The 19,879-nt window shown below is 68.5% G+C and carries 22 protein-coding genes and 4 pseudogenes; 19 read left to right on the forward strand and 7 right to left on the reverse strand.

What is annotated here, in order from left to right:
* Nucleotides 1-7 precede the first annotated feature (7 nt).
* The 3 genes from QQS16_RS40550 to QQS16_RS40560 all read right to left on the reverse strand — a co-directional run bounded on the left by QQS16_RS40550 (nucleotide 8) and on the right by QQS16_RS40560 (nucleotide 3,428).
* Nucleotides 8-727, reverse strand: a complete 720-nt coding sequence (locus tag QQS16_RS40550) for a pyridoxamine 5'-phosphate oxidase family protein (RefSeq protein ID WP_286067662.1) — start codon at nucleotides 725-727, stop codon at nucleotides 8-10.
* Nucleotides 682-2,091 (reverse strand): transposase, encoded by a 1,410-nt coding sequence (locus QQS16_RS40555; RefSeq protein ID WP_502963996.1) that lies wholly within the window; start codon nucleotides 2,089-2,091, stop codon nucleotides 682-684. The genes QQS16_RS40550 and QQS16_RS40555 overlap by 46 nt, the downstream gene beginning before the upstream one ends.
* A 635-nt stretch (nucleotides 2,092-2,726) precedes the next feature.
* The gene (locus tag QQS16_RS40560) at nucleotides 2,727-3,428 is read right to left on the reverse strand and encodes a hypothetical protein (RefSeq protein WP_286067663.1); all 702 of its coding nucleotides are present in this window, start codon (nucleotides 3,426-3,428) and stop codon (nucleotides 2,727-2,729) included.
* A 450-nt stretch (nucleotides 3,429-3,878) separates the two neighbouring features.
* On the opposite strand from QQS16_RS40560, the gene QQS16_RS40565 reads away from it, so the two are divergent.
* Entirely contained in the window at nucleotides 3,879-4,175 is a 297-nt protein-coding gene (locus QQS16_RS40565) for an ANTAR domain-containing protein (protein WP_286067664.1), read from the forward strand.
* Nucleotides 4,176-4,208: 33 nt separating this feature from the next.
* Here the strand turns inward: QQS16_RS40565 and QQS16_RS40570 are convergent, their stop codons facing one another.
* The gene (locus tag QQS16_RS40570; protein ID WP_286067666.1) at nucleotides 4,209-4,571 is read right to left on the reverse strand and encodes an STAS domain-containing protein; all 363 of its coding nucleotides are present in this window, start codon (nucleotides 4,569-4,571) and stop codon (nucleotides 4,209-4,211) included.
* Between the two features lie 215 nt (nucleotides 4,572-4,786).
* On the opposite strand from QQS16_RS40570, the gene QQS16_RS40575 reads away from it, so the two are divergent.
* Both QQS16_RS40575 and QQS16_RS40580 read left to right on the forward strand, forming a co-directional pair.
* Nucleotides 4,787-5,221: an ATP-binding protein gene (locus QQS16_RS40575; protein ID WP_286067667.1), complete on the forward strand. Its 435-nt coding sequence runs from the start codon at nucleotides 4,787-4,789 to the stop codon at nucleotides 5,219-5,221.
* 601 nt (nucleotides 5,222-5,822) lie between these two features.
* The gene (locus QQS16_RS40580; RefSeq protein ID WP_286067669.1) at nucleotides 5,823-6,200 is read left to right on the forward strand and encodes an ANTAR domain-containing protein; all 378 of its coding nucleotides are present in this window, start codon (nucleotides 5,823-5,825) and stop codon (nucleotides 6,198-6,200) included.
* A gap of 417 nt (nucleotides 6,201-6,617) precedes the next feature.
* Here QQS16_RS40580 and QQS16_RS40585 read toward each other — a convergent pair whose 3' ends face one another.
* Nucleotides 6,618-7,214, reverse strand: coding sequence for a TetR/AcrR family transcriptional regulator (locus QQS16_RS40585; protein ID WP_286067671.1), 597 nt, complete (start codon nucleotides 7,212-7,214; stop codon nucleotides 6,618-6,620).
* A gap of 63 nt (nucleotides 7,215-7,277) precedes the next feature.
* Here QQS16_RS40585 and QQS16_RS40590 point away from each other — a divergent pair, with 63 nt between their 5' ends.
* The 11 genes and pseudogenes from QQS16_RS40590 (at nucleotide 7,278) to QQS16_RS40635 (ending at nucleotide 16,585) form a co-directional block, all read left to right on the forward strand.
* Nucleotides 7,278-8,156 (forward strand): NAD(P)H-binding protein, encoded by an 879-nt coding sequence (locus tag QQS16_RS40590; protein ID WP_286067673.1) that lies wholly within the window; start codon nucleotides 7,278-7,280, stop codon nucleotides 8,154-8,156.
* A gap of 307 nt (nucleotides 8,157-8,463) precedes the next feature.
* Nucleotides 8,464-8,856 (forward strand): hypothetical protein, encoded by a 393-nt coding sequence (locus QQS16_RS40595; protein ID WP_286067674.1) that lies wholly within the window; start codon nucleotides 8,464-8,466, stop codon nucleotides 8,854-8,856.
* Nucleotides 8,857-9,268: 412 nt separating this feature from the next.
* A complete protein-coding gene (locus tag QQS16_RS40600; RefSeq protein ID WP_286067676.1) occupies nucleotides 9,269-9,652 on the forward strand; it encodes a VOC family protein in 384 nt (127 codons plus the stop codon).
* Nucleotides 9,653-9,712: 60 nt separating this feature from the next.
* Nucleotides 9,713-10,009, forward strand: a complete 297-nt coding sequence (locus QQS16_RS44145; protein ID WP_502963997.1) for a zinc finger domain-containing protein — start codon at nucleotides 9,713-9,715, stop codon at nucleotides 10,007-10,009.
* A gap of 632 nt (nucleotides 10,010-10,641) precedes the next feature.
* A complete protein-coding gene (locus QQS16_RS40605) occupies nucleotides 10,642-11,247 on the forward strand; it encodes a hypothetical protein (protein ID WP_286068152.1) in 606 nt (201 codons plus the stop codon).
* A 469-nt stretch (nucleotides 11,248-11,716) separates the two neighbouring features.
* Nucleotides 11,717-13,063, forward strand: a complete 1,347-nt coding sequence (locus QQS16_RS40610; RefSeq protein ID WP_286067678.1) for a COG1361 family protein — start codon at nucleotides 11,717-11,719, stop codon at nucleotides 13,061-13,063.
* Between the two features lie 375 nt (nucleotides 13,064-13,438).
* Entirely contained in the window at nucleotides 13,439-14,038 is a 600-nt protein-coding gene (locus tag QQS16_RS40615; RefSeq protein ID WP_286067679.1) for a DUF6234 family protein, read from the forward strand.
* Nucleotides 13,978-14,292: pseudogene (locus tag QQS16_RS40620) on the forward strand (2OG-Fe(II) oxygenase family protein); the annotation flags it as partial. The gene QQS16_RS40615 and the pseudogene QQS16_RS40620, both read left to right, overlap by 61 nt.
* Before the next feature lie 245 nt (nucleotides 14,293-14,537).
* The gene (locus QQS16_RS40625) at nucleotides 14,538-15,332 is read left to right on the forward strand and encodes a hypothetical protein (protein WP_286067680.1); all 795 of its coding nucleotides are present in this window, start codon (nucleotides 14,538-14,540) and stop codon (nucleotides 15,330-15,332) included.
* Nucleotides 15,325-15,711, forward strand: a complete 387-nt coding sequence (locus QQS16_RS40630; RefSeq protein WP_286067681.1) for a GntR family transcriptional regulator — start codon at nucleotides 15,325-15,327, stop codon at nucleotides 15,709-15,711. Before QQS16_RS40625 ends, QQS16_RS40630 begins: the two co-directional genes overlap by 8 nt.
* A gap of 101 nt (nucleotides 15,712-15,812) precedes the next feature.
* Nucleotides 15,813-16,585 (forward strand): annotated as a pseudogene (locus QQS16_RS40635) (IS5 family transposase).
* A gap of 16 nt (nucleotides 16,586-16,601) precedes the next feature.
* Here QQS16_RS40635 and QQS16_RS40640 read toward each other — a convergent pair.
* Nucleotides 16,602-17,683: pseudogene (locus QQS16_RS40640) on the reverse strand (IS630 family transposase).
* Between the two features lie 223 nt (nucleotides 17,684-17,906).
* Between QQS16_RS40640 and QQS16_RS44150 the strand changes: the two are divergent.
* Nucleotides 17,907-18,032 carry a hypothetical protein gene (locus QQS16_RS44150; RefSeq protein WP_502963973.1) on the forward strand — a complete coding sequence of 42 codons (126 nt, stop codon included), beginning with the start codon at nucleotides 17,907-17,909 and terminating at the stop codon, nucleotides 18,030-18,032.
* Between the two features lie 38 nt (nucleotides 18,033-18,070).
* The gene (locus tag QQS16_RS40650; RefSeq protein WP_286067682.1) at nucleotides 18,071-18,592 is read left to right on the forward strand and encodes a pyridoxamine 5'-phosphate oxidase family protein; all 522 of its coding nucleotides are present in this window, start codon (nucleotides 18,071-18,073) and stop codon (nucleotides 18,590-18,592) included.
* Here QQS16_RS40650 and QQS16_RS40655 read toward each other — a convergent pair.
* A complete protein-coding gene (locus QQS16_RS40655) occupies nucleotides 18,579-18,824 on the reverse strand; it encodes a hypothetical protein (RefSeq protein ID WP_286067683.1) in 246 nt (81 codons plus the stop codon). The genes QQS16_RS40650 and QQS16_RS40655 overlap by 14 nt on opposite strands.
* Before the next feature lie 294 nt (nucleotides 18,825-19,118).
* Between QQS16_RS40655 and QQS16_RS43675 the strand changes: the two genes are divergently transcribed.
* From QQS16_RS43675 to QQS16_RS40665, 3 genes and pseudogenes are all read left to right on the forward strand, one after another.
* Nucleotides 19,119-19,217: a hypothetical protein gene (locus tag QQS16_RS43675; protein WP_353479765.1), complete on the forward strand. Its 99-nt coding sequence runs from the start codon at nucleotides 19,119-19,121 to the stop codon at nucleotides 19,215-19,217.
* Nucleotides 19,184-19,579 (forward strand): annotated as a pseudogene (locus tag QQS16_RS40660) (IS30 family transposase); the annotation flags it as partial. The gene QQS16_RS43675 and the pseudogene QQS16_RS40660, both read left to right, overlap by 34 nt.
* Nucleotides 19,560-19,850, forward strand: coding sequence for an integrase core domain-containing protein (locus QQS16_RS40665; RefSeq protein WP_286067684.1), 291 nt, complete (start codon nucleotides 19,560-19,562; stop codon nucleotides 19,848-19,850). The pseudogene QQS16_RS40660 and the gene QQS16_RS40665, both read left to right, overlap by 20 nt.
* The last annotated feature ends 29 nt before the right edge of the window (nucleotides 19,851-19,879 follow it).

The following is a 19,879-nucleotide window of genomic DNA, read 5'->3' on the forward strand; positions in this document are numbered from 1 at the left end:
GTGCCGCTCACTCCCGTGCCTGGAGCTGGGCCCGCAGGGCCCGGTTCTCCTCCACCAGCATCTCCATCCGCTCACGCACCGGCAGCAGCGCCTCGGCGAGTTCCGCCTCCGAGAAGCGGGGGGTGATGTGTTTCTGGCAATTCCAGAAGATGCCCTCGACCCGGATCACCATCAGGTGCTCCAACGGGCCGTCCGTGCGAATATCGGCCAGCCGTCCGTGCAATTCGGGGAATTCGACCGGATCTTTGGTCTCGGCGTGTCCGAAAATCTTCAGCCGGGTCCGGTGCGGGTAGTCCATGAAGAACAGTGACACCCGGTCGTCGGACCGGAGGTTGCCGGTGGTGATGTACTGCCGGTTTCCGCGCACCTCGACCCAGGCGAGCGTCCCGGCGTCCAGGACGTGCACGAAACCGGGCGGACCGCCCCGGAACTGCACGTAGGGCCAGCCGTCCTCGCCGGCGCTGGCCAGGTAGAAACCGTCGCGCGCCCCGATGAAGGCGGCCTCGTCCGGGCCCAGCCGGTCGGGCTCGCCTTCGTGTGCCGCGAGCAGCCGGTCCATTGCCTGGGCACTGCCCCTTTCCCGTTGCACGCGCCGGACGTTCTCGGTGAATGCCACATGGGCATACCGGCTCATTCGCTCCCCTCTTTCCATCGCCGCCGCGATATGGTCGGTTGCCGACCTTAGCGCCGCCGCCGTCGGTGCAAAAGGACAAGTCGTCGCCCGCACGGCCGGTTCGGACACCGGCGCAAACCAGCGGTCAGCCCTCTTCCCCGGTCTAACGAAGTACTACTGGTGAGGGCTGTCCGGCCGTCAGGCCGGACAGCCCTCCGGTCATGTACGGCCGATGCGATGTGCCAGGTGCCACTGGTGTGGGTGAGTCCGAGGTTGATCAGTCGGCGGAGGTTGAGTGCGGCGGCTCGGGTGTGGAGCCACATGTTGTTCTTGATGGTGCCGCGGTAGCGCAGGCGCCGGTTGCCGTGGTGGACGAGCCAGGCGACGGCGCGTTCAAACAGTTGGTGCCCGGCCTCGTGGAGGGTCTGGCGGACATCGCCGGTGGAGTAGGCGGTGTCGCCGAAGACGCCCAGCGGGTTGTCCTCGTCGGCAAGCAGGTCCAGGCCGACGGCGGCCTCGTGGTGTCCACCTCCGGAGCCGGGCCGCAGGGCGAGCGCGGTGTATAAGCCGGTCTCGGGCTCGACGGCCAGGTGGGCCTTGGAGCCGTCCTGCTGGTGGCTGCGGGTCTTGTGCACGTGGCGGGCTTCTGGATCGACGGTGGAGACCATCCGGTTGGGGGCGGTGCCCCGGGTGATGCGCCGGCGTCCGTCGCGGCCGTCGGAGTCCTCGGCGGGCTCGACGTCCTGCCCGGCGACCAGGGCCAGGATGCCCACCGCGTTCGCGGCTTTCTCCCCGAGCTGCTGGTCGGGCAGGTGGCCCAGCAGCCGCAGCGCGTCTGTGACCAGCGCGTCGACCAGCTCGGCACGGGTCTGCGCGTCGTTCCAGGCGATGCGGGGCTTGCCCGGGTCGGTGTAGTCGTGCGCGGTGCACTGCGCAGCGGCGACCGCTTCGGCGCCGGGGACCTCGCGGATCACCGCGCGGACGGCAGCGATGATCTGGGTGACGGTGTCCTGGGTGGCGACCGCGTCGTCCAGCACGGTGGAGTCCAGCGCCCGGCGGTGCTTGCCCTTGAGGACGCCGGTGGCCTTCACGACCTCGCGCACGGCCTCGAAGATCCGGTTGGGACGGGCGGAACAGGACAGCCGGCGGCGGAAGTAGGCCAGCAGCGACGGATCGAACGCCATGTCGTGAAGGCCCAGTCCGCATCCGGCCTTCCACCGCAGGTCGCACCGCAGTTCCTGGACCGTCTCGAAGTCCGACAGCCCGTGCAGGGCCTGCAAGGTGATCGCGGCGGCCAGGATCTGCGGTGGCATGCTCGGCCGTCCGTTCGCCGACGGGTACATGTCCGCGAACATCTCAGCCGGGAACAGCTTGGCACGATGCTCTGCCAGGAACGCGAACACACTCCCCACCGGGATCAGTTCCCGGCAGGTCTCCCACACGTCCGGCCCAACGGTCTCACCGACCCACTCACCCATCGCCACAAGACGAGTCTGGCTCTGCCGAATACTGCGGAGCCAGAACCCAAGACCTTCATCAGCCTTCTAGCCGCTGTGTGGAGTGTTATCAAGGAACGACACGCCGACAGCAGTGTGAAGGAGCGTCAGCCCGGCCCCTCGGGTGGCTCAATTTCCTTGCCAAGTCCCTCTCGTTTCAGGGTTTCTGATGGACCATCACAAAAATGGCCCTGGGCTTTCGAACACCCAATCGGCCCTTTTTGTCACCCCTCAGTCATTTCTGAAGTGGCGTCATGAATAGGGCGTGAGTATGTTCATTTCTGGTCGGCCGCTCAGTTGGCATCCCTGAGAGATGGAGAAACGGAATGTCTGAGAGAAGGAGATACGGAGCGCGTAGGCGTGCCGTTGTCGCGATCGCAGCGTCGGTAGGAATTACGGCCCTGGCTGCAACCTTTGTGCACAATGCCTCGGCATCCAGTTCCGCTCCGAAGTCCGCCCCGTCGGTGCAGGATGCCGCTGCCTCTGCTCCCCTCGGAGGCGACGGCCAGACGAACCTCGGAGGCGATGGCCAGACGAACTTCGGAGGCGACGGCCAGACGAAGCACCACGACAGGAAGGACGACGACGGACGGATCCGTGTCAACGAGCGAACGTATTCAACAGAGCCGGGTGTGTGCACCGCTGTGATCAGTAGTCCCGCCACCAGCTTCAACGCCCGAAACGAGAGTGACAAGACCGTCGAATTCTTCAACGGGATTACCTGCGACGCCGGCGCTCCAATTGCGACTATTGGGCCCCGAGGCTCCATCAGCGCAATCCCCGGCACGATGGTCTTCGATGGGGCCGTGGTGCCGTACGCGCTTGTAGGCAGCTTCCGAGCGATCGACAAACACCACTGATCCCACGCGGACCGAGGGCAGCGACAATCCTGCCTGTGGCACTGGGAGCCCGGCCCGCCGCAATTGGGCCGGGTCCGTGCCCATAGAGCTGTGATTCCGAGGTTCGTAGATGATGCCGCGCCCTGTGCGGGTGGCCTCGCTGCGCGGGAGGGTGGTGTCGCGGACCGCGGTGACCGCCCGCTCGGTGACGGAGCGGACCTGTGCGTCGAGTAGGGACATGAGCGCCGACACCCATCGGGTTTGTGCGGAGAGTCGTTTCCGGACGACCAGGGCTGCGATGTCCGTCTTGCTGAGAATGCCGGCGCGCTCGGTTCGCTGCGCGACGTCATGGAAGACCTCGTCGTAGTGCGGTGAGACGCGGGCCAGGTAGCCGGCACGGGCGGGGATCAGGACGTCCCACACCCGGTTGCGGAGGGCAGCGGACTCCTCGCCGGCCGGCGTGTCCGTGGTCTTCTTCATGTCCGCATCATGCCGGTGTGGCCGGCCTGCGGGTGGCGGCCGGTCATGTGGGATCAGGCGGGCCGGCCGGACGCGACGGGACCGTTGGTGGCGCCGGCGGCGGGGGAGGCCTGCCCCGCCCGCCGCGCGCCCGCGTCCCTCGGCACCGCCCGGGATGACTACCGTCTTCCCTTGGTTGCCTGTTCCTTGCTTGCACAACGCTTGAGGAGTGAGCGGGAACGCGGTGGCCACCCAGCGGGGGAGGGGTTGGGAAGCAGCCTCTCGGGCTCTTCGCCGGGCGTCGGCCCGGTGAAGAGCCCTCCCCCTTGTGCTGCCTGTCACAGCGCTGTCAGGGTGCCTTGCTGTCGTGGTCGTGGGCAGGCGTACGGGGATGTGTTGCCCTTGTAGGGAGACCAGCATGACGAGCTCCCGCGTGCCGCGGCCCTCGCCCGAGGCATCCGTGACGGTGCCGTGATCGCCCGCCTGGAGCGGGAGGTGGCGCAGCTGCGGCAGGCCCTCAGCTCGCATGCGATGGTGGACCAGGTCATCGGGGTCCTCGCCGCGGTCCACCGGCTGGCGCCGGCCGTCGGGTTCGAGGTGCTGCGCGAGGTCTCCCAGCACACCAGCACCAAGCTGCACACGGTGGCCGAGTCGGTGATCGCCTGGGCGCTGGGCCAGGAGCTGCCCGAGCGGGTGGGGCGGGAACTGGAGGCGGCCGTGCACCAGCGCACCCGCCGGCACGATGCCCCGGACGCCGAACCCGCGTAGAACACCGCGCCCGGCGCGGCGCCAGTCAGCCGGTCAGCCGGTCAGGGCCTGTTCGACGGTGGGATGGCAGTCGATGACGTCGTCCAGGCCGACAAGCTCAAGGACCCGCAGCACCGACGGCTGGGCGCCGGCGATACGCAGCCATCCCTGCGCGTTGCTCATGGCCTGGTGGGCGGTGATGAGGGCGTTGATGCCGCTGGAGTCCATGAAGGTCACGCCGCTGAGGTCGACCACGGTCCTGGGCGGCGTCGCGTCGTCGAAGGACAACAGCGCCTTGCTGAAGATGTCCGTGACGCCGTGGTCGATCTCGCCGCTCAGGGTGAGGACCCGGATGCCGTCGACGGCGCGGTGGCCGACCAACAGGCCGGGCCGGGCTGCTCTGTGGGGGTCTGTCACGGTTCCTCGCAGGTATTCGCTGTCAGGGGACACGGCCCCGGCACGACGTGCGTTGGCAGCCTGCCCTGATACTACGGTGAACACCCGTTCGGCCCGCTGCGTACCCGAGCCCACGGGGACATGTGAGGCAGAGGGAAGGGTACGCGCCAGCGGATGAGCGGGGAGATACAAGGATGGACGCGGCGCAACCAGTCGCCGGCGGCGAGAGCAGTGTGATGCCTGGCGGTTCTCCGATCGAGGACACCGTCGCCCTGGACGGTGACGGGCACGTCATCGCCGAGGCACGCCACCGCGCGGCCGGCTTCCTCACCCGCGTGCAGACCGAGCACGGCATCCCGGTATCGGCGCGGGCGGTGGACCTGACGCAGCTGGTGGTCAGCGAGCTGGTCACCAATGCCCGTAAGTACGCGCCCGGGCCGGTGCTGATGGAGCTGCGTATCGCCGGGGATCTGGTGGAGATCATGGTGTGGGACAGTGAACCGGTGCTGCCGGTGGCGCGGGCTGCTGATGCGGGACGGGTCGGGCAGCACGGCCTGGAGATTGTCATGGCCGTCGCCCAGAGCTACGAGGTTCACCGCGAGCCGGTCGGCAAACGCATCACCGCCCGCATCGCCCTGCCCGACGACATCACCGGACGCCGCCCCCAGTAGCAGCCGCGTCCCGTACTCCTTCGTGTTCCAGCCGGTGGACCGGCCGGCCGCCAGTAGTTGGGCCAGGCTCTCCCGGGCGGCGTCAACGTCTGCCCCGCCGTCCCGCCTCGCCTCGCCATCCTTGGCCTACTTTTGACGCAATGAGAGCGGATACCGGGCCCGGGGACTGCCAGGGTGGGATACGGCCGTTGTGCGCCGACGCCACCCATGCCGGGAGGTCCACCGCATGGATCACACAGCCCGCCTCGACTCTCACCGTCCGGCCCCCCCGCGCGGACTTGGCCCGGGCCCGCACCTGCACGCAATACCTTGGCTGGGGCACCGTGGTCACGCGCGAGGGCCGTCACAAGCTGTGCGCAGCCTGCCGGCACCCCACCGATGGTGCTGCTCCGACGGGAGCATCCCTGACGATCACTGCCGGTGAGCCTCTGGCGTTACCCACACTCGTGCACAGCCGGTGCGGGCCGGCGAAAGAGCCGGGCAGGCCTGCCGGCGAACAGCCGCGGCCCTGAGTGTCCGGACGCAGGAGAGGCAGGCAGTCTTGACGCGACCTGCCACAGACCCCGGTCCCGGCGCCGGCGGCAGGGGGCAGTGGTCCTCCGTGCCGCACGGCCCTCACGACGAACCTGAAACCTCTGCGTCTGAGGGCGCTGCCGTAGCTCTCAGCACAGCAGCGGCGGGGCGACTGGACGAGGAGATCCGGCATCTACGGCGGGCTCTGGAGAACCGCCCGGTCATCGACATGGCGGGTGGTGCGCTGGCGGCGACGTACCACTGCTCGCCCGACGAAGCCTGGGAGATCCTCGTGCGGACCTCCCAGCACACCAACCTCAAAGTACGGCTGATCGCCCAGGCGCTGCTGGATGCCACCCGGGGCAGGGAACTGCCCGGTGCGGTGCGGGCTCAGGTGACGGCGGCCGTGGGCGCGGTCCGCAGCGGTCAGGGGCCGACCAGCCATGTATCCAGCGCGGGCGGGTAGCGTCTCGAGTGGCTGGTGAGGATGCGGCGGTGTACCTGGGGAGGTCGACGCCGTCTCCTCAAGAGTGCAGCCGCGTGGGTGGTGCAGGGGGATCACCCGGCCAGTGCGGGGTTAAGCAGAAGCCTCGCCAGGTCTCCCGCCCCAGCGTGGGCGTCGCCCAGGGCCGGCCTGCCCCTGCGGTGCCAGCGGGCGGACCTTTCGATTGCCGCGCCCACTCGCTCGGTTACTGGCCGCGACCGGCACGCCGCTACGGCGGCGACGTCATCTCCTTCTTGCCTTGCGCGACGCCACCGAGGTGCGGTCGCACTGCTACTTCGCCTGGGTCGAAGGCAGCCCCCCGGTGCACATGATCCGTTACTTCCTTCTCGGGCGCGGGGACACCGGCCCGGTCACTCAAGAGACTGGGAGCGTCGCCTGTCACGGCAGTTGGTTGAATGCCTGGTCGGCATCGGCTACAGCTTCGGGGTGGACGTCGTGGGCGGTGCGACCGTCGGCGATCTTCTGCCAGTTGGTCCGGGCGAGCACCCGTTGGACCGCGAGTACCTGGGCGGCTAGCAGGCGTGCCTGGACGCCTTCGCCGAGGGCATCCGCCAGCGCCTCTTCGTCCTCCATCTGATACCGCGTGAGCCGTCCTGCCAGGCTTGGTGTGGTGAACACCAGCCGATGGAACGCCACCACCTCGGGGTGATCGTTGAGGCCGGTGACGGGGTCGTACCGATCGAGGCCGGCCTGGAAGTGCCGGTGCAGCGCCGTCACCGGTTTGATGCCGGACTTACGGTCACGTACGACGCGTGCTGCCTCGCCCTGGTGGTCCGCAAACCGGTGCAGCACCAGGTCTTCCTTGGTGGGGAAGTACCGGAAGAGGGTCGGCTTGGAGATCTCGGCTGCCGCGGCGATGTCGTTGACCGAGACGCGGTCGAAGCCGCGCTCCAGGAACAGCGAGACGGCCGCGTCTCCGATGGCGTCGCGCGTCCGCTCCTTCTTGCGGGCCCGCAGTCCCGTCAACTCGCTCATCTGACCACCGTAACATTCATGACCAGGTTGCTTTTTTAACCAGGTAACGTTTTCATGGTCGGCATGAGTCAGATAGACATTCCTCCCGTGCTCGTCACTGGGGCGACGGGCCGGGTCGGCCGCGCCGTCATCGACCAACTCCTCGACGCGGACGTGCCGGTCCGTGCCCTCACACGTCGCTCTGAGGCGGCGGCGACGCTGCCGGCGAACGTCGAGGTCTTCGCCGGTGACCTCACTGAGCCCGAGTCGCTCGACCCGGCGTTGAGCGGCGCCGGTGCCGTCTTCCTCGTGTGGACCGCCCCGCCTCAGACTGCCGCGGCAGTCGTCGAGCGGCTGGCAGCCCACGTGCGGCGGGTTGTCTTCCTCTCCTCCCCGCACCAGACGCCGCATCCCTTCTTCCAGCAGCCCAATCCCATGGCGGTGCTGCACGCCGACATCGAGCGGCTCATCGCGGCCACCGGACACGAGTCGACGATCATCCGGCCGGGGATGTTCGCGTCGAACTCGCTGGCCTGGTGGGCGCCCGCGATCCGGGCCGGCGAAGTCGTCCGGTGGCCTTACAGCGCTGCCGAGTCGGCACCGGTCGACGACCGCGACATCGCAACCGTCGCGGCGCGGACGCTCTATCAGGGCGGATACGTCGGAGGCGACTATGTGCTTACGGGACCCGAATCGCTGACCCAGGCCGCGCAGGTGGACGTCATTGGCGATGCCTTGGGGCGCCGGATCGCATTCGAGGAGATGACGCCGGACGAGTTCCGAAGGCTGTCGGAGGGCACGGCGCCCAGCTCGGCCGTCGACATGCTGCTCGCCGCGTGGAGTGCGGCGGTCGGACAGCCCGCGTACATCACCACTGCGGTGGCCGACATTCTCGGGACCGCGCCGCGAACGTTTCGCCAGTGGGCCGTTGACCACGCCACCGCGTTCACGGGGGGTTCGTAACCTCGTCGACCGCGACCTGCGCCCCAGGCCGCAGCCCTCAGTCCGCCGTCGCCCGGCCCTCACCCCCGGTTCGTGCTGAGCGCGTGGGCCCGTGAGGCTTATGCGGCCCGAGGCATCGTGCGTACCAGACGCGCGCCTTCGGTCCGAATGCGCGACATTGGCTGGCGCCTGCCGGTCCGACTGAAGAGTCCAGGGTCAGAACATCGCCTCTTCACCAGTAAGGCGCTCCCGGATGCCGCCGCAGCCGCCCGGACGACCTTGGAGTGTCATCGGACGCGAATGTCCTGACCTCTTGCACAATCCCCTCATGCAGCCGCTGCCGGTTCCCTGCCCCGCCCACCTCATCCCCAACGCCAGTGGCACCGGGGCTTTCCACAAGGCATACAGGCAAGCCATGGCACAAAGCGCCGTGTTCGTCGCCATCGAGTCCGAGGGTCCACGGTGGACCGTGAAGGCGGACACGCTCACAGCCGGCTCCGGACACCTTGTCGACGACGCCGTGAACGGCGCTGTCCGGGCCGCGATCGACCGCTTGGTCCACAACCACGAGGTCGGTGCGGACGCCTACACAGGACCGATCTACTTCATGATGCACGGTGTGTCGAGCGAGGAGCGGGCCCGTGAACTCGCGGCCGCACTCCACGCCGCCCTGCATGGAGACCTGGGACCTCTACACCACGCCGTTCCTCCCACGTCCTGATGTGAACGCCCCAGACTGCGAGCACAAACCGCCGAGCTGGGGGGAGAGAGACCACCACTCAGCGGCTGATTCTGCAACCAGCCGAGTGCCTGGCCTGCCGACGAACATCGTGTCCGGCAGCCCTGACGGGCTGACGCGCGACACAGTGACATCCATACCCATCGACCGCACCACACCCCAGCCCTCCCTGCCTCGCGAGACGACGAGCTGACGTGCTTTTCGCGATGCTCCTCGATGGCACCTTCTACGACCCCCAACCCGCCCCACGGGTTGACGAAACCCATAGGGGCACCCCTCGCTGCAGCCCAAACCGCATGACGCAATTGCCGAAGCCGTACCACCCTGGAGCAGCACCGCTGAAGAAACTCAGACACCCGATCGACTCTCGGGTTGTCTACGTACACTGACAGGCATGGCATGCCGCATCAGTGAGCTGGTCATCGACTGCGCCGACCCCGAACGGCTCGCCGCATTCTGGAGCGAGGTCCTCGGCTACGTCGAACTCGGCCGGGAAGACGACGGAAGCATCGAGATCGGGCCGCCCGACGCCGGCTTCGGTGGCCCGCAGCCCACCCTCATCCTCAGCCCCAGCAGCGACCCGCGGACCGGGAAGCTCCGACTGCACATCGACGTCAACCCCACCGACCGCGACCAGGTCGCTGAGCTGGAGCGGCTGCTCGCTCTCGGCGCAAGGCCCGTCGACATCGGCCAAACCGGCACCGAAAACTGGCATGTCCTGGCCGACCCGGAAGGCAACGAATTCTGCCTCCTGCGCACCCGGCTCCAGTCCCTCTGACCACGTGCGTCCTGGCGTCAAGCCACTCGGCCGTTCGAGTGACGCCGGGGGTTTGCTCGTCTGGACCTCAGCCCGCGAGGCCCTCGCACGTGCAATTCACACCGCACAGCTCCGTCCAGGCCGCACGACGCTGAGCGCTTCAGTTGGCGATCCCCGCCAGGTGAAGCGCTCAGTCACACGTCCGAAGCGGACGACGTCGAGCGCCACCCCTGCCCACGCTGTAACACTCAGCCCGGTTCACCCTGCCGCTCGCGTTCCGGCGCGGTCGCCGGGACTTACCACACCGGCCGATTCGCGAAGGTGTCCCGGCTCGCGAAACTCCTGAGCGTGCCCACTCCCGCCGACCGCGGCCCCTGACAGCAGTGGCCCGGCGCCCCGGCACCCGCGCCGCCCACTCCCGCTCACCTTGTTGGCCGGACCTGCTCTTGTTCCTCACCCCGCGAGCCGGCTGTTGTCGGTGAAGCGGGTCCGCCCGGCCTCCCAGCGGTCGTGACCATGATCGGTCGATGGGGGAGCGGACCACCCTGAGAGCAGACTCGGCGGACTCGTCGGCGACGTCACGCCAGGCACGAAGCCGTGATCGAACACGTTCGAGGTTGAAAACGCCTGGTCAGCGTAGGCGACGGCATGAAAAACGACTACTGACGTGGGGTGTTGGAAGCGCCGCGCTGCTCGCCGAACTTGCCCACCTGGTCCCAGCCGCCCGCGCCGACCAGTTGGCGTTCGCGGCCGGCCCGACTCGCCGCCGCCGACCCCAAGGCCACTGCCGACCTCGCCGCACCCGCGCCACCGAGCAGGCCGACGCTGAGGGCAGCCCGGCGTGAACGAGCGCCAGGAGCACGAGGCCGTCGTCGCGGTCGGGGCACCACGGGACCGCCCTGGCGCGGGAAGCCGGATGCGGGTGGGGGAGCAGCGCGGATTCGGCCACTTCTGATCATTGCCCAGCTCACTGCGGACGCAGGCCGGTACGGTCGATCGGTTTGCGGCTGGTGCGGGCCGTTGCCGGAAAGCGTTCCGGCAACACGTCGTCACAGGGGGTACGAGTGGGCGAGATCGATCACGAGATAACCGGGAAGGTCGCCGACCTCCAAGAGGACATCAGCTCGGTCCTCCAGGAGGTACAGGGCCTGCCTGAAGACCATCCGCGCTATGAGGCGCTCTTTGCGCAGTTGGTCAACGCCGGATCGGCGCTGCTGGAGTACGAAGCCCAGGCCCCGGCGAAACAGGAAGATCCGCACCGGCAGGTCAGCAAGACCATCCTCACCTGGTCAGCGCTGGTCCACGTGCTTGAGGGCCTGCTGATCGCGCTGACGCCGCTGATGGGATGGATCGGCTGGGGCTGGGTCGCTCTCGGCGTCTTCCAACTGCTGTTCGGTCTCCTGGCCACCGGGATGGACGCCCCGGTCCAGGGGCACCGGAAGCTGCGCATCGCGGCGGGCGTCCTGGCGGCGGTCACCGTGCTGGTGCCCCTGCTCGTCTTCGACGTGCTGTCTGGATGGTTCTGGATCGCCGCGGTCGCCGGCTGGACCGGCAGCTTCGTCCTGGTGACCGACGCCGACGCCGCACACACGCGGGAAAGGAAGGAGGCGGCGTGAGCGTGGAAGGGTCGTACACGAGCCTGGACCGCAAGGTCCACGACCTCCAAATCAGCCTGTCCGGGGTGAGTTCCCAGGTGTCGGACATGGAGGACGCCGTCGGCCGGCTGGAGGACATCCCCCGCCGGGTCGACAGTCTCGTGACATGGCCTGTCACGCTCCCCGGGAAAAGCGTCACGCCATCTCGAATACATCCACGTAAGTCCCTTTTCCGGGCAAGGGCCCTTCCTGCCGGACGGTGAAGGCGCCGCCGGTCGACCTGATCAACGCCCCGTAATTCAGGGCGAGTCGCCCCAGGGCCCGGCCCGGCCACATCGGCCGTGCCCCGGGGCACCCGTATTTCCCAGGACATCGTCATGACACGGAGAAGGTCGCTCCGACGCGCCGTACAACCTTCGGTGAAGTGCGTTCGTCCAATACCTGCCGGGACACCGGCAGACCGCACGTTCCGTCACTTCAGGGGGATTTCATGACACCCGTCTCCGTCAGCCGCGCCCTGCGGCTCGGAGCCACCGGCGCCGTGGCCGCGGCGCTGACCGCCGTCGGCTTGGCGGCCGCGCCCGCCTCGGCCGGGGACGAGCAGTCCGACCAGCTGTGGATCCAGGTGCCGTACGAGAAGACCGTCACCGTCGCCCCGGCCGGAGGCAGCGCGCGGTACCGCGACCTCCCCGTCGGACTGCACCACGACAACAGCGACTTCTCCGTCACCGACGGCCGCCTCACCGTCGACGCCTCGGGTCTGGCCGGCGTCGCCGAGGTGGCCTGGCCCGACAATTGTGTGCCCAGCGGGGCCACGGCCGTGTGCTCGGTTCCCGAGGTCCCCGTCCAGGGATGGGGGTACGAGGAGCAGGTGAAGCTCAAGGTGCGCGCCCTGTCCGACGCGACCTCGGGAGCGCAGGGGAAGATCACCTATGAGGCGTCGGCCAAGGGCGGCCCCGAGGGTGAACTCGTCGCTCCGCACAACTCGTTCGACACCACCGTGACGGTCGGCTCGGGTCCCGACCTGGGCATCCCACGCGCCGAGAAGCTGGACGGCGCGCGGCCGGGCAGCACCGTCACGGCGCCTGTCTCCGCCGTCACCAACACCGGCAACGAGCCCGCGAACGGCTTCACCCTGCAACTGTGGGCCACGTACGGCCTCGACTTCGCGACGAAGTACCCGCAATGCACCTACACGGCTCCGGGCGCCGGCACGGCGGTCACCCGCGCCACCTGCGCCTTCGACACGGTCGTCGAGCCCGGCGCCACCGTCGAACTGCCCGGGCCGCTGAAGCTCGACATCGCGCGGCACGCCCTCTACGAGCGCATCGACTTCGGTGTCGAACCGGCCGGCGGCGCCACCGACATCCAGACCGACGACAACAACGTCAGCTGGATCATCGAGGCCACCAACAAGGCCGACTTCGAGGTGCGCGGCGGCACGGTCCGGGGCAAGGCCGGTACGACGGTCCCCGCCACCTTCACCTTCCTCAACCGGGGCCCGGCCTGGGTCGGCCACCTCGGCTCCGGCGACGCGGCCGCGGTCGTCCGGTTCCACGTCCCGGAGGGCACGAGGGCCACCGCCGTCCCCGAGTCCTGCGAGCCCCGCGCCCTGACCGGCGAGCCCCTGGAGGCACGCCTCGGCGCCCCCCGCTACGACTGCTACCTCCCGATCTGGGTCAAGCAGAACACGAAGGCCGACTTCCCCTTCACCCTGACCATCGACCGCGTGGTCAAGAGCGCCACGGGCACCCTGGAAGCCCGCCCTGACTGGGGTACGTCCTTCCCCGACCCGAACCCCCGCAACAACACCTCGAAGCTCGTCGTGAACCCTTGAGCACACGCACGACAAGTGGGCGCTCCGCACACGCGGGGCGCCCCTCGTATGCGCCCCGTGCTACAGATGCTTCGCCTCAGCTGACGGCCGCCTGCTCCGCGGCTGCTGCCGACGTCCTGGAGGGCATCGGCGGGCTCCTGGCCGGCCTCACAGCAGAACGGGACCTCTGGCCCGGCGAGGGCCCGCTCGCTCCGCTCTGCCGACGCGCGTGATCAACACGATCAGACTTCCCCGCAACCCTCGGGCCAGGGAGTGCGTTCCTTCTGCAAATCGAGGTCAGGCCGATCTCCTGCAGAGTGCTCAGCTCCGCCACGACTGGGTCTCGGCTTGGTGAACCGTGACGTAGCGCAGGGCCTGATGTCCGAGCGTGTGACCATGCGCTTCGAACCGGGTTCGCTTATACCGCGCTTGCTGGGCAACGATGGCCGGCCTGGAAACCCCTCAGATGCGCGAAGCGACGGGTTCGCGGGTGGCTGCATCAGCCTGATCGTCTTGCTCATCGAGATCCCGGTCGCCCTTCTGCTGGGGCTGACCTCGGTCCTCCGGGAATGGGGCCGTGCGGACGAGCAAGCCGTACCCCCGATGGACTGGGTTCCGATCCTGTGGCTCGGCGGGTTCACGCTGGGCGTACTCGTGATCGCCGGCATCTTCCTGTACGCGGCACATCCGTTCGCAGGCGCGCTCCAACTACTCGTGGCAGCCATAGCACTGCTCTTCACCATCGCCGCTTGGCACAACCAGTACGAGCGTGCCCACCCGCCCCCGCTACCGACGAAGGCCGGGCTGCCGCACGCTCTCTGCAGGACGATTCCCGGACAGTCTGCGACAAGCGTGCCGCCTGGTGTCAGCCCGCCAGGCGTCACCGACGCCACCGCGCACACGCTGAAGGCCGTGAGGCAGAACACGACGCGCTGGGCGGCTGGGAGGACACCCCGTACGACTCCGATGCCTTCACCACCAACATCGGTGATCTGATGGCCCGTTGGACCGGCGACCGCTGGCGTTCCGGACGCCACCGCGTCCTGCCGCCCCCGGCCGACGAACCCGCCGAGGAGCTGATGTCGCTGGTCTACTTCGGCGAGCGCACCCCGGGCACGGTCGTCTTCGGCGAGTGCACCCCGGGCACGGTCGTCGAGTCGGTGCCCGCACCGATCGGGCGGGTGGCGCACCCTCCGGTGGACTCGCACGTCTACCTGCGGGCGCAGCCGGACTCGGTGACCGTCACCTGACCGGTCGCCGTTCGGCCGACCGCCTCCCTGTCGAACCGACCACCTCCCTGTCGAACCGACCGTCTCCCCGTCCGCAGACCGCCTCCCCGTCGAACCGACCGCCTCCCCGTCGCGTCACGGGAACCGCCCCGCTCCGGAACCTGCCTTCCCCTCGCACCGCCTTGTATCGAACGTTTGACACAAGATCCCTGGCCACGGCATCTTGTACTCACCGCTTGATACAAGATGATCCGGGGGATCTCCGCATGCTCGACACTGCCCCGCCCCAGTACCGGTTGCTCGACCACGCCGACCACTACGCCCGCTGGTCCGGTCTGGCCATCGGTCTCGTGGTCGCGCAGGCGCTGTCCACACTGGGAAACGTCGAGTTCGAGCAGCGCGTCGTGTTCTGCCTCACGGCCTTCGGCCTGTGCGCGGTGGCGGGTGTCCTGCTCGCCGACGCCCTGACCCTGCGCCCCCAGGAGGCGGTACGCACCGCGAGTCTCGCACCACGCCTGGTCAGAGACCATGTGCCGCCGCACATGGGTCCCCTGATCGCCCTTCAGGGGCTCTCCCTCGTCGTCCTGCTGGTGATCACGGCCGCCACGGCCTCCGTCGACCCCGACCGCGTTTTCAGCACGGGGAAGGTCCTCACCCTCACCTGCAACGGGATGCGGGCGACCACCGGCCCCTGGCCCGGCCTGTACTACACCCTCCCGATGTTCGGCGCGCTCGCCATAGCCACCCCCACCTGCGTCTGGGCCCTGCGCCGCATCGCCCACGGTACGGGTGAGGAGCAGCAGCGCCGCGACCGCGCGTGGGCGGTCACCGGCGCCTGGGGCCTGTTGGTGTCCAGCCAGCAGCTGTACGCCGTGCTGATGGTCTCCCTCGCGCTGACGGAGACGGGCTGCGCCGGCGCGCTGGGCGTGCTGACCTTCTGGGTGTTCTACCCGCTGGCACTGCTGAACCTGTTCACCGCCGTCTGGTCCCTGGTCACCGTGGTGGCACCGCGGGCCGTCGCCGACGAGGCGGCGGCAGAGAGGTCCTACGACGATGAGTGAGGCCGCCGTCCGCGTCGACACCACCAGCCAGGTCCCTCCGTACGAGCAGATCCGCGCGCAGCTCGCCGCGCTGATCGTCACCGGGCGGCTGGCCGAGGGCGACCGGCTGCCGACCGTGCGCCAGCTGGCCACAGACCTCGGGCTGGCACCGGGCACCGTCGCCCGCGCCTACCGTGAGCTGGAGGCCGGCGAGCTGATCCGCACCCGTCGGGGCGCGGGCACCCGGGTGGCGGCGCCGCCCACCGGCCCGACCCGTCCGCACACTGTCCAACTCGCCACTCTTGCGCGTGACTTCACTTCGTCCGCCCGCGCCCTGGGCGCCGACACCGAGGCCATTCTGACCGCCGTCCGCGACGCCCTGGGCTCGGACCGGCCCTAGGCGGTGTCTTCAAATGATCTTTAGTAGTGGATCATGGTCGGGTGATACGTCGCCATGAACTGTCCGATGCCGAGTGGGAGTTCGTCCGGCCACTGCTGCCGGTGTCACTGCGAGGCCGGAAGCGGCTGGACGACCGCAAGGTGCTCAACGGGATCGTGTGGAAGTTCCGCACCGGAACGGCCTGGCGGGACGTGCCGGAGCGGTACGGCCCGTGGGCCACGCTGTACACCCGCTTTCGCCGGTGGGCTCTGGACGGCACGTTCGAGCGCATGCTCCGGGCCGCCCAGGCCAGGGCGGACGCGGCCGGGGACATCGACTGGCTCGTGTCGGTCGACTCCACCATCGTCCGTGCTCACCAGCACGCCGCCGGGGCCCGAAAAGGGGGGCCCGCTGTCCCGGCCTCGGACGCTCCCGAGGCGGTCTGACCAGCAAGATTCATCTCGCCTGCGATGCCTTCGGCCGCCCGCTCGCCTTCACGGTCACGGGCGGGAACACCAACGACTGCACCCAGTTCACCGCCGTGATGGAGGCGATACGGGTGCCCCGCATCGGTCCGGGACGGCCCCGCGTACGGCCTGCCCATGTCCTGGGCGACAAGGGCTACAGCTCCCGGGCCATCCGCACCTGGCTGCGACAGCACGGCATCAGCCACACCATCCCCGAGCGGGCCGACCAGATCCGCAACCGGCTCCGACGCGGCAGCCGGGGCGGACGCCCGCCGGCCTTCGACAAACAGCTCTACAAGCGACGCAACGTGGTCGAACGCTGCTTCAACCGCTTGAAGCAGTGGCGAGGCATCGCAACCCGCTACGACAAGACCGCCGAGTCCTACCAAGCAGCCGTCACCCTCGCATCGCTCCTGATGTGGGCGTGACATTTGAAGACACTCCCTAGTGTCCTGAGTCGGGAATTCTGTTCAGATATCCGGCGAGGCGTTCAAGGATCTCGTCCGCGGTCTTCGTCCAGACGAAGGGTTTCGGGTCTTCGTTCCAGGTCTTGATCCAGGTGCGGATGTCCTTCTCCAGGGCCTGGACGTTCTTGTGGACGCCTCGCCGTATCTGCTTGTCGGTGAGCAGGCCGAACCACCGCTCGACCTGGTTGAGCCAGGAGGAGCTGGTGGGGGTGAAGTGCACGTGGAAGCGGGGATGCGCGGCCAGCCATCGCTGAATGGCGGGGGTCTTGTGCGTCGAGGCGTTGTCGCAGATCAGGTGCACGTCCAGCCCGTCGGGCACCTCCTTGTCGATCCGGGTCAGGAACTTCTTGAACTCCACGGCGCGATGCCGGCGGTGGATCTGGCCGATCACCTCGCCGGTGGCGGTGTTCAGCGCGGCGAACAGAGTGGTGACGCCGCCGCGCACGTAGTCATGGGTGCGGCGCTCGGGCATGCCCGGCATCATCGGCAGCACAGGCGCCGACCGGTCCAGAGCCTGGATCTGCGTCTTTTCGTCGACACAGAGCACCAGCGCATGCTCGGGCGGAGCGAGATACAGCCCGACCACGTCACGAACCTTCTCGATGAACTGCGGATCCCTGGACAGCTTGAAGGTGTCCACCAGGTGTGGCTTGAGGCCGAAGGTTCGCCAGATCCGCGCGATGGCCGACTGAGACAGCCCACCTCCTTGGCCATGGACCGCGTCGACCAGTGCGTGGCGTCCTTCGGCGTGGTCTCCAGCGTCTTGACGACCACTTCCTCGACCTGGCCGTCGGTGATCTTCCGCGGTCCACCCGGACGCGGTTCGTCAGTCAGGCCCTCCAGCCGGTCCCGGACGAACCGGGCCCGCCACCGGCTCACCGTGTGTGCCTCGACGCCCAGCCGGCCCGCAACATCCTTGTTCGAGGCGCCGGTTGCGCTCTCCAGCACAATCCGGCACCGCAGAGCCAGCGCCTGCGACGACGTCCGCCGTCTCGCCCAACGCGTCAGCGTCTCGCGCTCGTCATCGGTCAGTACCAGCTCGGCCTTCGGCCGTCCCATCCTCGCCACCCGGCCATCATGCCGAAGCAACAGAGACTTACGCAGCGAATTCCCGACTCAGGACACTAGGTGTGCTGTCCCGGGACGTTGGTGAGGGCCGCGCCGAAGGCGACCGCCCCGTGACACCCCCCGCCACCTCGCCCGGCTCCTGCTCACCCACCCTGAGCACCTGTGGACCAGGGACACCGACCTGCTCGGCCTCCTCATCGCGGCGTGCCCGGAGATGACCGCACTGGCCCGACTCACCGGCGAGTTCGCCGCGCTCCTGACCCCGGCCCAGGCTAACGACGACAAGCTCACCCAGTGGATCGCCACGGTCCGCACCGCTGGCCTGCCCCACCTGAAATGACGACAGAGGGTGTCGGGTTTACGGCTGACGATGGACGTATGCGCGAAACCCCAGAAGAACTCAACAAGCTCCAGTCCCTCCTCGACTCCTCCCTCTCCGGCTCGACCGCACACCTCCGCTCGATCGTCGAGGGCCGCACCATCACGGCGGCGCAGCTCACCGGGGTCCTCACCGGCATGTGCACGCTCGCCCTCTCCACGGTGACCGCAAAGGGCGAACCGCGGATCAGCGGCGCCGACGGGCACTTCCTGCACGGCCGGTGGCACTTCGGCACGGCGCGCAACGCCGCCAAGGCCCGTCATCTCGCGGCCCGTCCGGCCGCCAGCGTCGCGCACATGCGCGGCGAGGACCTCGGCGTGTTCACCCACGGCACGGTGGAGGAGCTGAACCCCGAGGACACCGAGACCACGGCCGACTGGCAGGAACTCCGCGCCTACTTGAAGGACTTCTACGGCGACGACGACGCCTTCGACTGGAACCACGAGGTCGTCTACTACCGGCTGAACCCGCACTGGATGACCGTCTACGCCCCCGACCTCGACAAGCTCACCGGCACGTGACGCCGGGCCCGTCGACGAGGGCCTGCACCTGCGCGTACGTGGGTGCGGGGCCGGCCGACGGCGCGCCGTCGCGTACCGCCAGCGCCGTGGCGACGGCCTCGCCCAGCGCCCGCCGGTACAGCAGCGACCCGCGGCTGCCCCAACTCCTTCCCCAAGCTCTCAACTCCGCTTCGCTGCGTTCGAGCAGGGGGCCGCCCGGCGTCTTGCCGGTCCAGGGGAGCAGGAACGGCAAAGTCGCGAGTTGGCCCCGAACCCACGGAAGCAACTCCGCAGAGCACGACCACGGACCCTTGAGTTCCCACCGAGAACCCTTCAGTTTGCGTGAACTTACGGGACTCCCCGGGTGTGAGTAGTTGGGGTACTGAAACTTCCCCTTGATGGTGGACACCTGGAGACTGGGACGTGAGGTTCCAGAGGAAGTAGTGCCAGGTGGGAAGTAGGAGCAACCGCAGCAGGCGGTACTCGGAGGAGTTCAAGCGCGACGCGGTCGCGCTGGTGACGGTCCTCCGGCAAGACCGTCACCGAGGTGGCCCGGGAGATCGGGGTCAGCGCCGAGGGCCTGCGGAACTGGGTCAAGCAGGACGCGATCGACCGCGGGCAGGGGGCTATGGCGCGATCGCGATGAACGCAGCACTCACGACGTCGATGGCGCAGCTGCCCGAGCAGCTACGCAAGACCCTCACCTGGGACCGCGGGAAGGAACTCTCCGGCCATGCCCAGTTCGCTCTCGACACCGGGACGAAGGTTTTCTTCGCCGATCCGCACTCGCCCTGGCAACGACCGACGAACGAGAACACGAACGGGCTGCTGCGTCAGTACTTCCCGAAGGGCACCGATCTCTCCCGGTGGTCGTCCACGGACCTCGAAGCCGTCGCCATGGCGATCAACAACCGGCCCCGCAAGATCTTCGGTTGGCGAACGCCGGCCGAGGTCTTCGAAGAGCAGCTACGCTCGCTGCAACAACCCGGTGTTGCAACGACCAATTGAACTCGCCGAGTACACCGCTGACGAACTCCGCCGGGAAATAAACAGGTTGGGCCTGCGGCAGAGCATGGGCCGAACCGGCTCGTGCTACGACAATGCCGCCGCCGAGAGCTTCTTCGCGCTGCTGAAAGCGGGGATCGGCACCCGCCGCTGGCCCGACCGGATTACCGCCCGCGCTGAGATCTTCACCTTCATCGAGGCCTTCTACAACCGCAAGCGGTTGCGGAGGCATCCAGTCTGGGGCTACCTCACCCCGCTGGAGACCCGGCAGTGACACGAGCAAGAACACGCCCTCGCAGCGTA

It is taken from the genome of Streptomyces sp. ALI-76-A (genome assembly GCF_030287445.1).
Classification (GTDB): Bacteria; Actinomycetota; Actinomycetes; order Streptomycetales; family Streptomycetaceae; genus Streptomyces.

What these genes read in the sequence shown, in the direction of transcription:
- QQS16_RS44150 (WP_502963973.1), top strand. Translation starts at nt 17,907, where the DNA reads ATGACCGCACTGGCCCGACTCACCGGCGAGTTCGCCGCGCTCCTGACC.
- QQS16_RS40650 (WP_286067682.1), top strand. Translation starts at nt 18,071, where the DNA reads ATGCGCGAAACCCCAGAAGAACTCAACAAGCTCCAGTCCCTCCTCGAC.
- QQS16_RS40625 (WP_286067680.1), top strand. Translation starts at nt 14,538, where the DNA reads ATGCTCGACACTGCCCCGCCCCAGTACCGGTTGCTCGACCACGCCGAC.
- QQS16_RS40560 (WP_286067663.1), bottom strand. Translation starts at nt 3,428, where the DNA reads ATGAAGAAGACCACGGACACGCCGGCCGGCGAGGAGTCCGCTGCCCTC.
- QQS16_RS40575 (WP_286067667.1), top strand. Translation starts at nt 4,787, where the DNA reads ATGCCTGGCGGTTCTCCGATCGAGGACACCGTCGCCCTGGACGGTGAC.
- QQS16_RS40585 (WP_286067671.1), bottom strand. Translation starts at nt 7,214, where the DNA reads ATGAGCGAGTTGACGGGACTGCGGGCCCGCAAGAAGGAGCGGACGCGC.
- QQS16_RS40590 (WP_286067673.1), top strand. Translation starts at nt 7,278, where the DNA reads ATGAGTCAGATAGACATTCCTCCCGTGCTCGTCACTGGGGCGACGGGC.
- QQS16_RS40630 (WP_286067681.1), top strand. Translation starts at nt 15,325, where the DNA reads ATGAGTGAGGCCGCCGTCCGCGTCGACACCACCAGCCAGGTCCCTCCG.
- QQS16_RS40615 (WP_286067679.1), top strand. Translation starts at nt 13,439, where the DNA reads ATGCGCTTCGAACCGGGTTCGCTTATACCGCGCTTGCTGGGCAACGAT.
- QQS16_RS40555 (WP_502963996.1), bottom strand. Translation starts at nt 2,091, where the DNA reads ATGGGTGAGTGGGTCGGTGAGACCGTTGGGCCGGACGTGTGGGAGACC.
- QQS16_RS40595 (WP_286067674.1), top strand. Translation starts at nt 8,464, where the DNA reads ATGCAGCCGCTGCCGGTTCCCTGCCCCGCCCACCTCATCCCCAACGCC.
- QQS16_RS40600 (WP_286067676.1), top strand. Translation starts at nt 9,269, where the DNA reads ATGGCATGCCGCATCAGTGAGCTGGTCATCGACTGCGCCGACCCCGAA.
- QQS16_RS40610 (WP_286067678.1), top strand. Translation starts at nt 11,717, where the DNA reads ATGACACCCGTCTCCGTCAGCCGCGCCCTGCGGCTCGGAGCCACCGGC.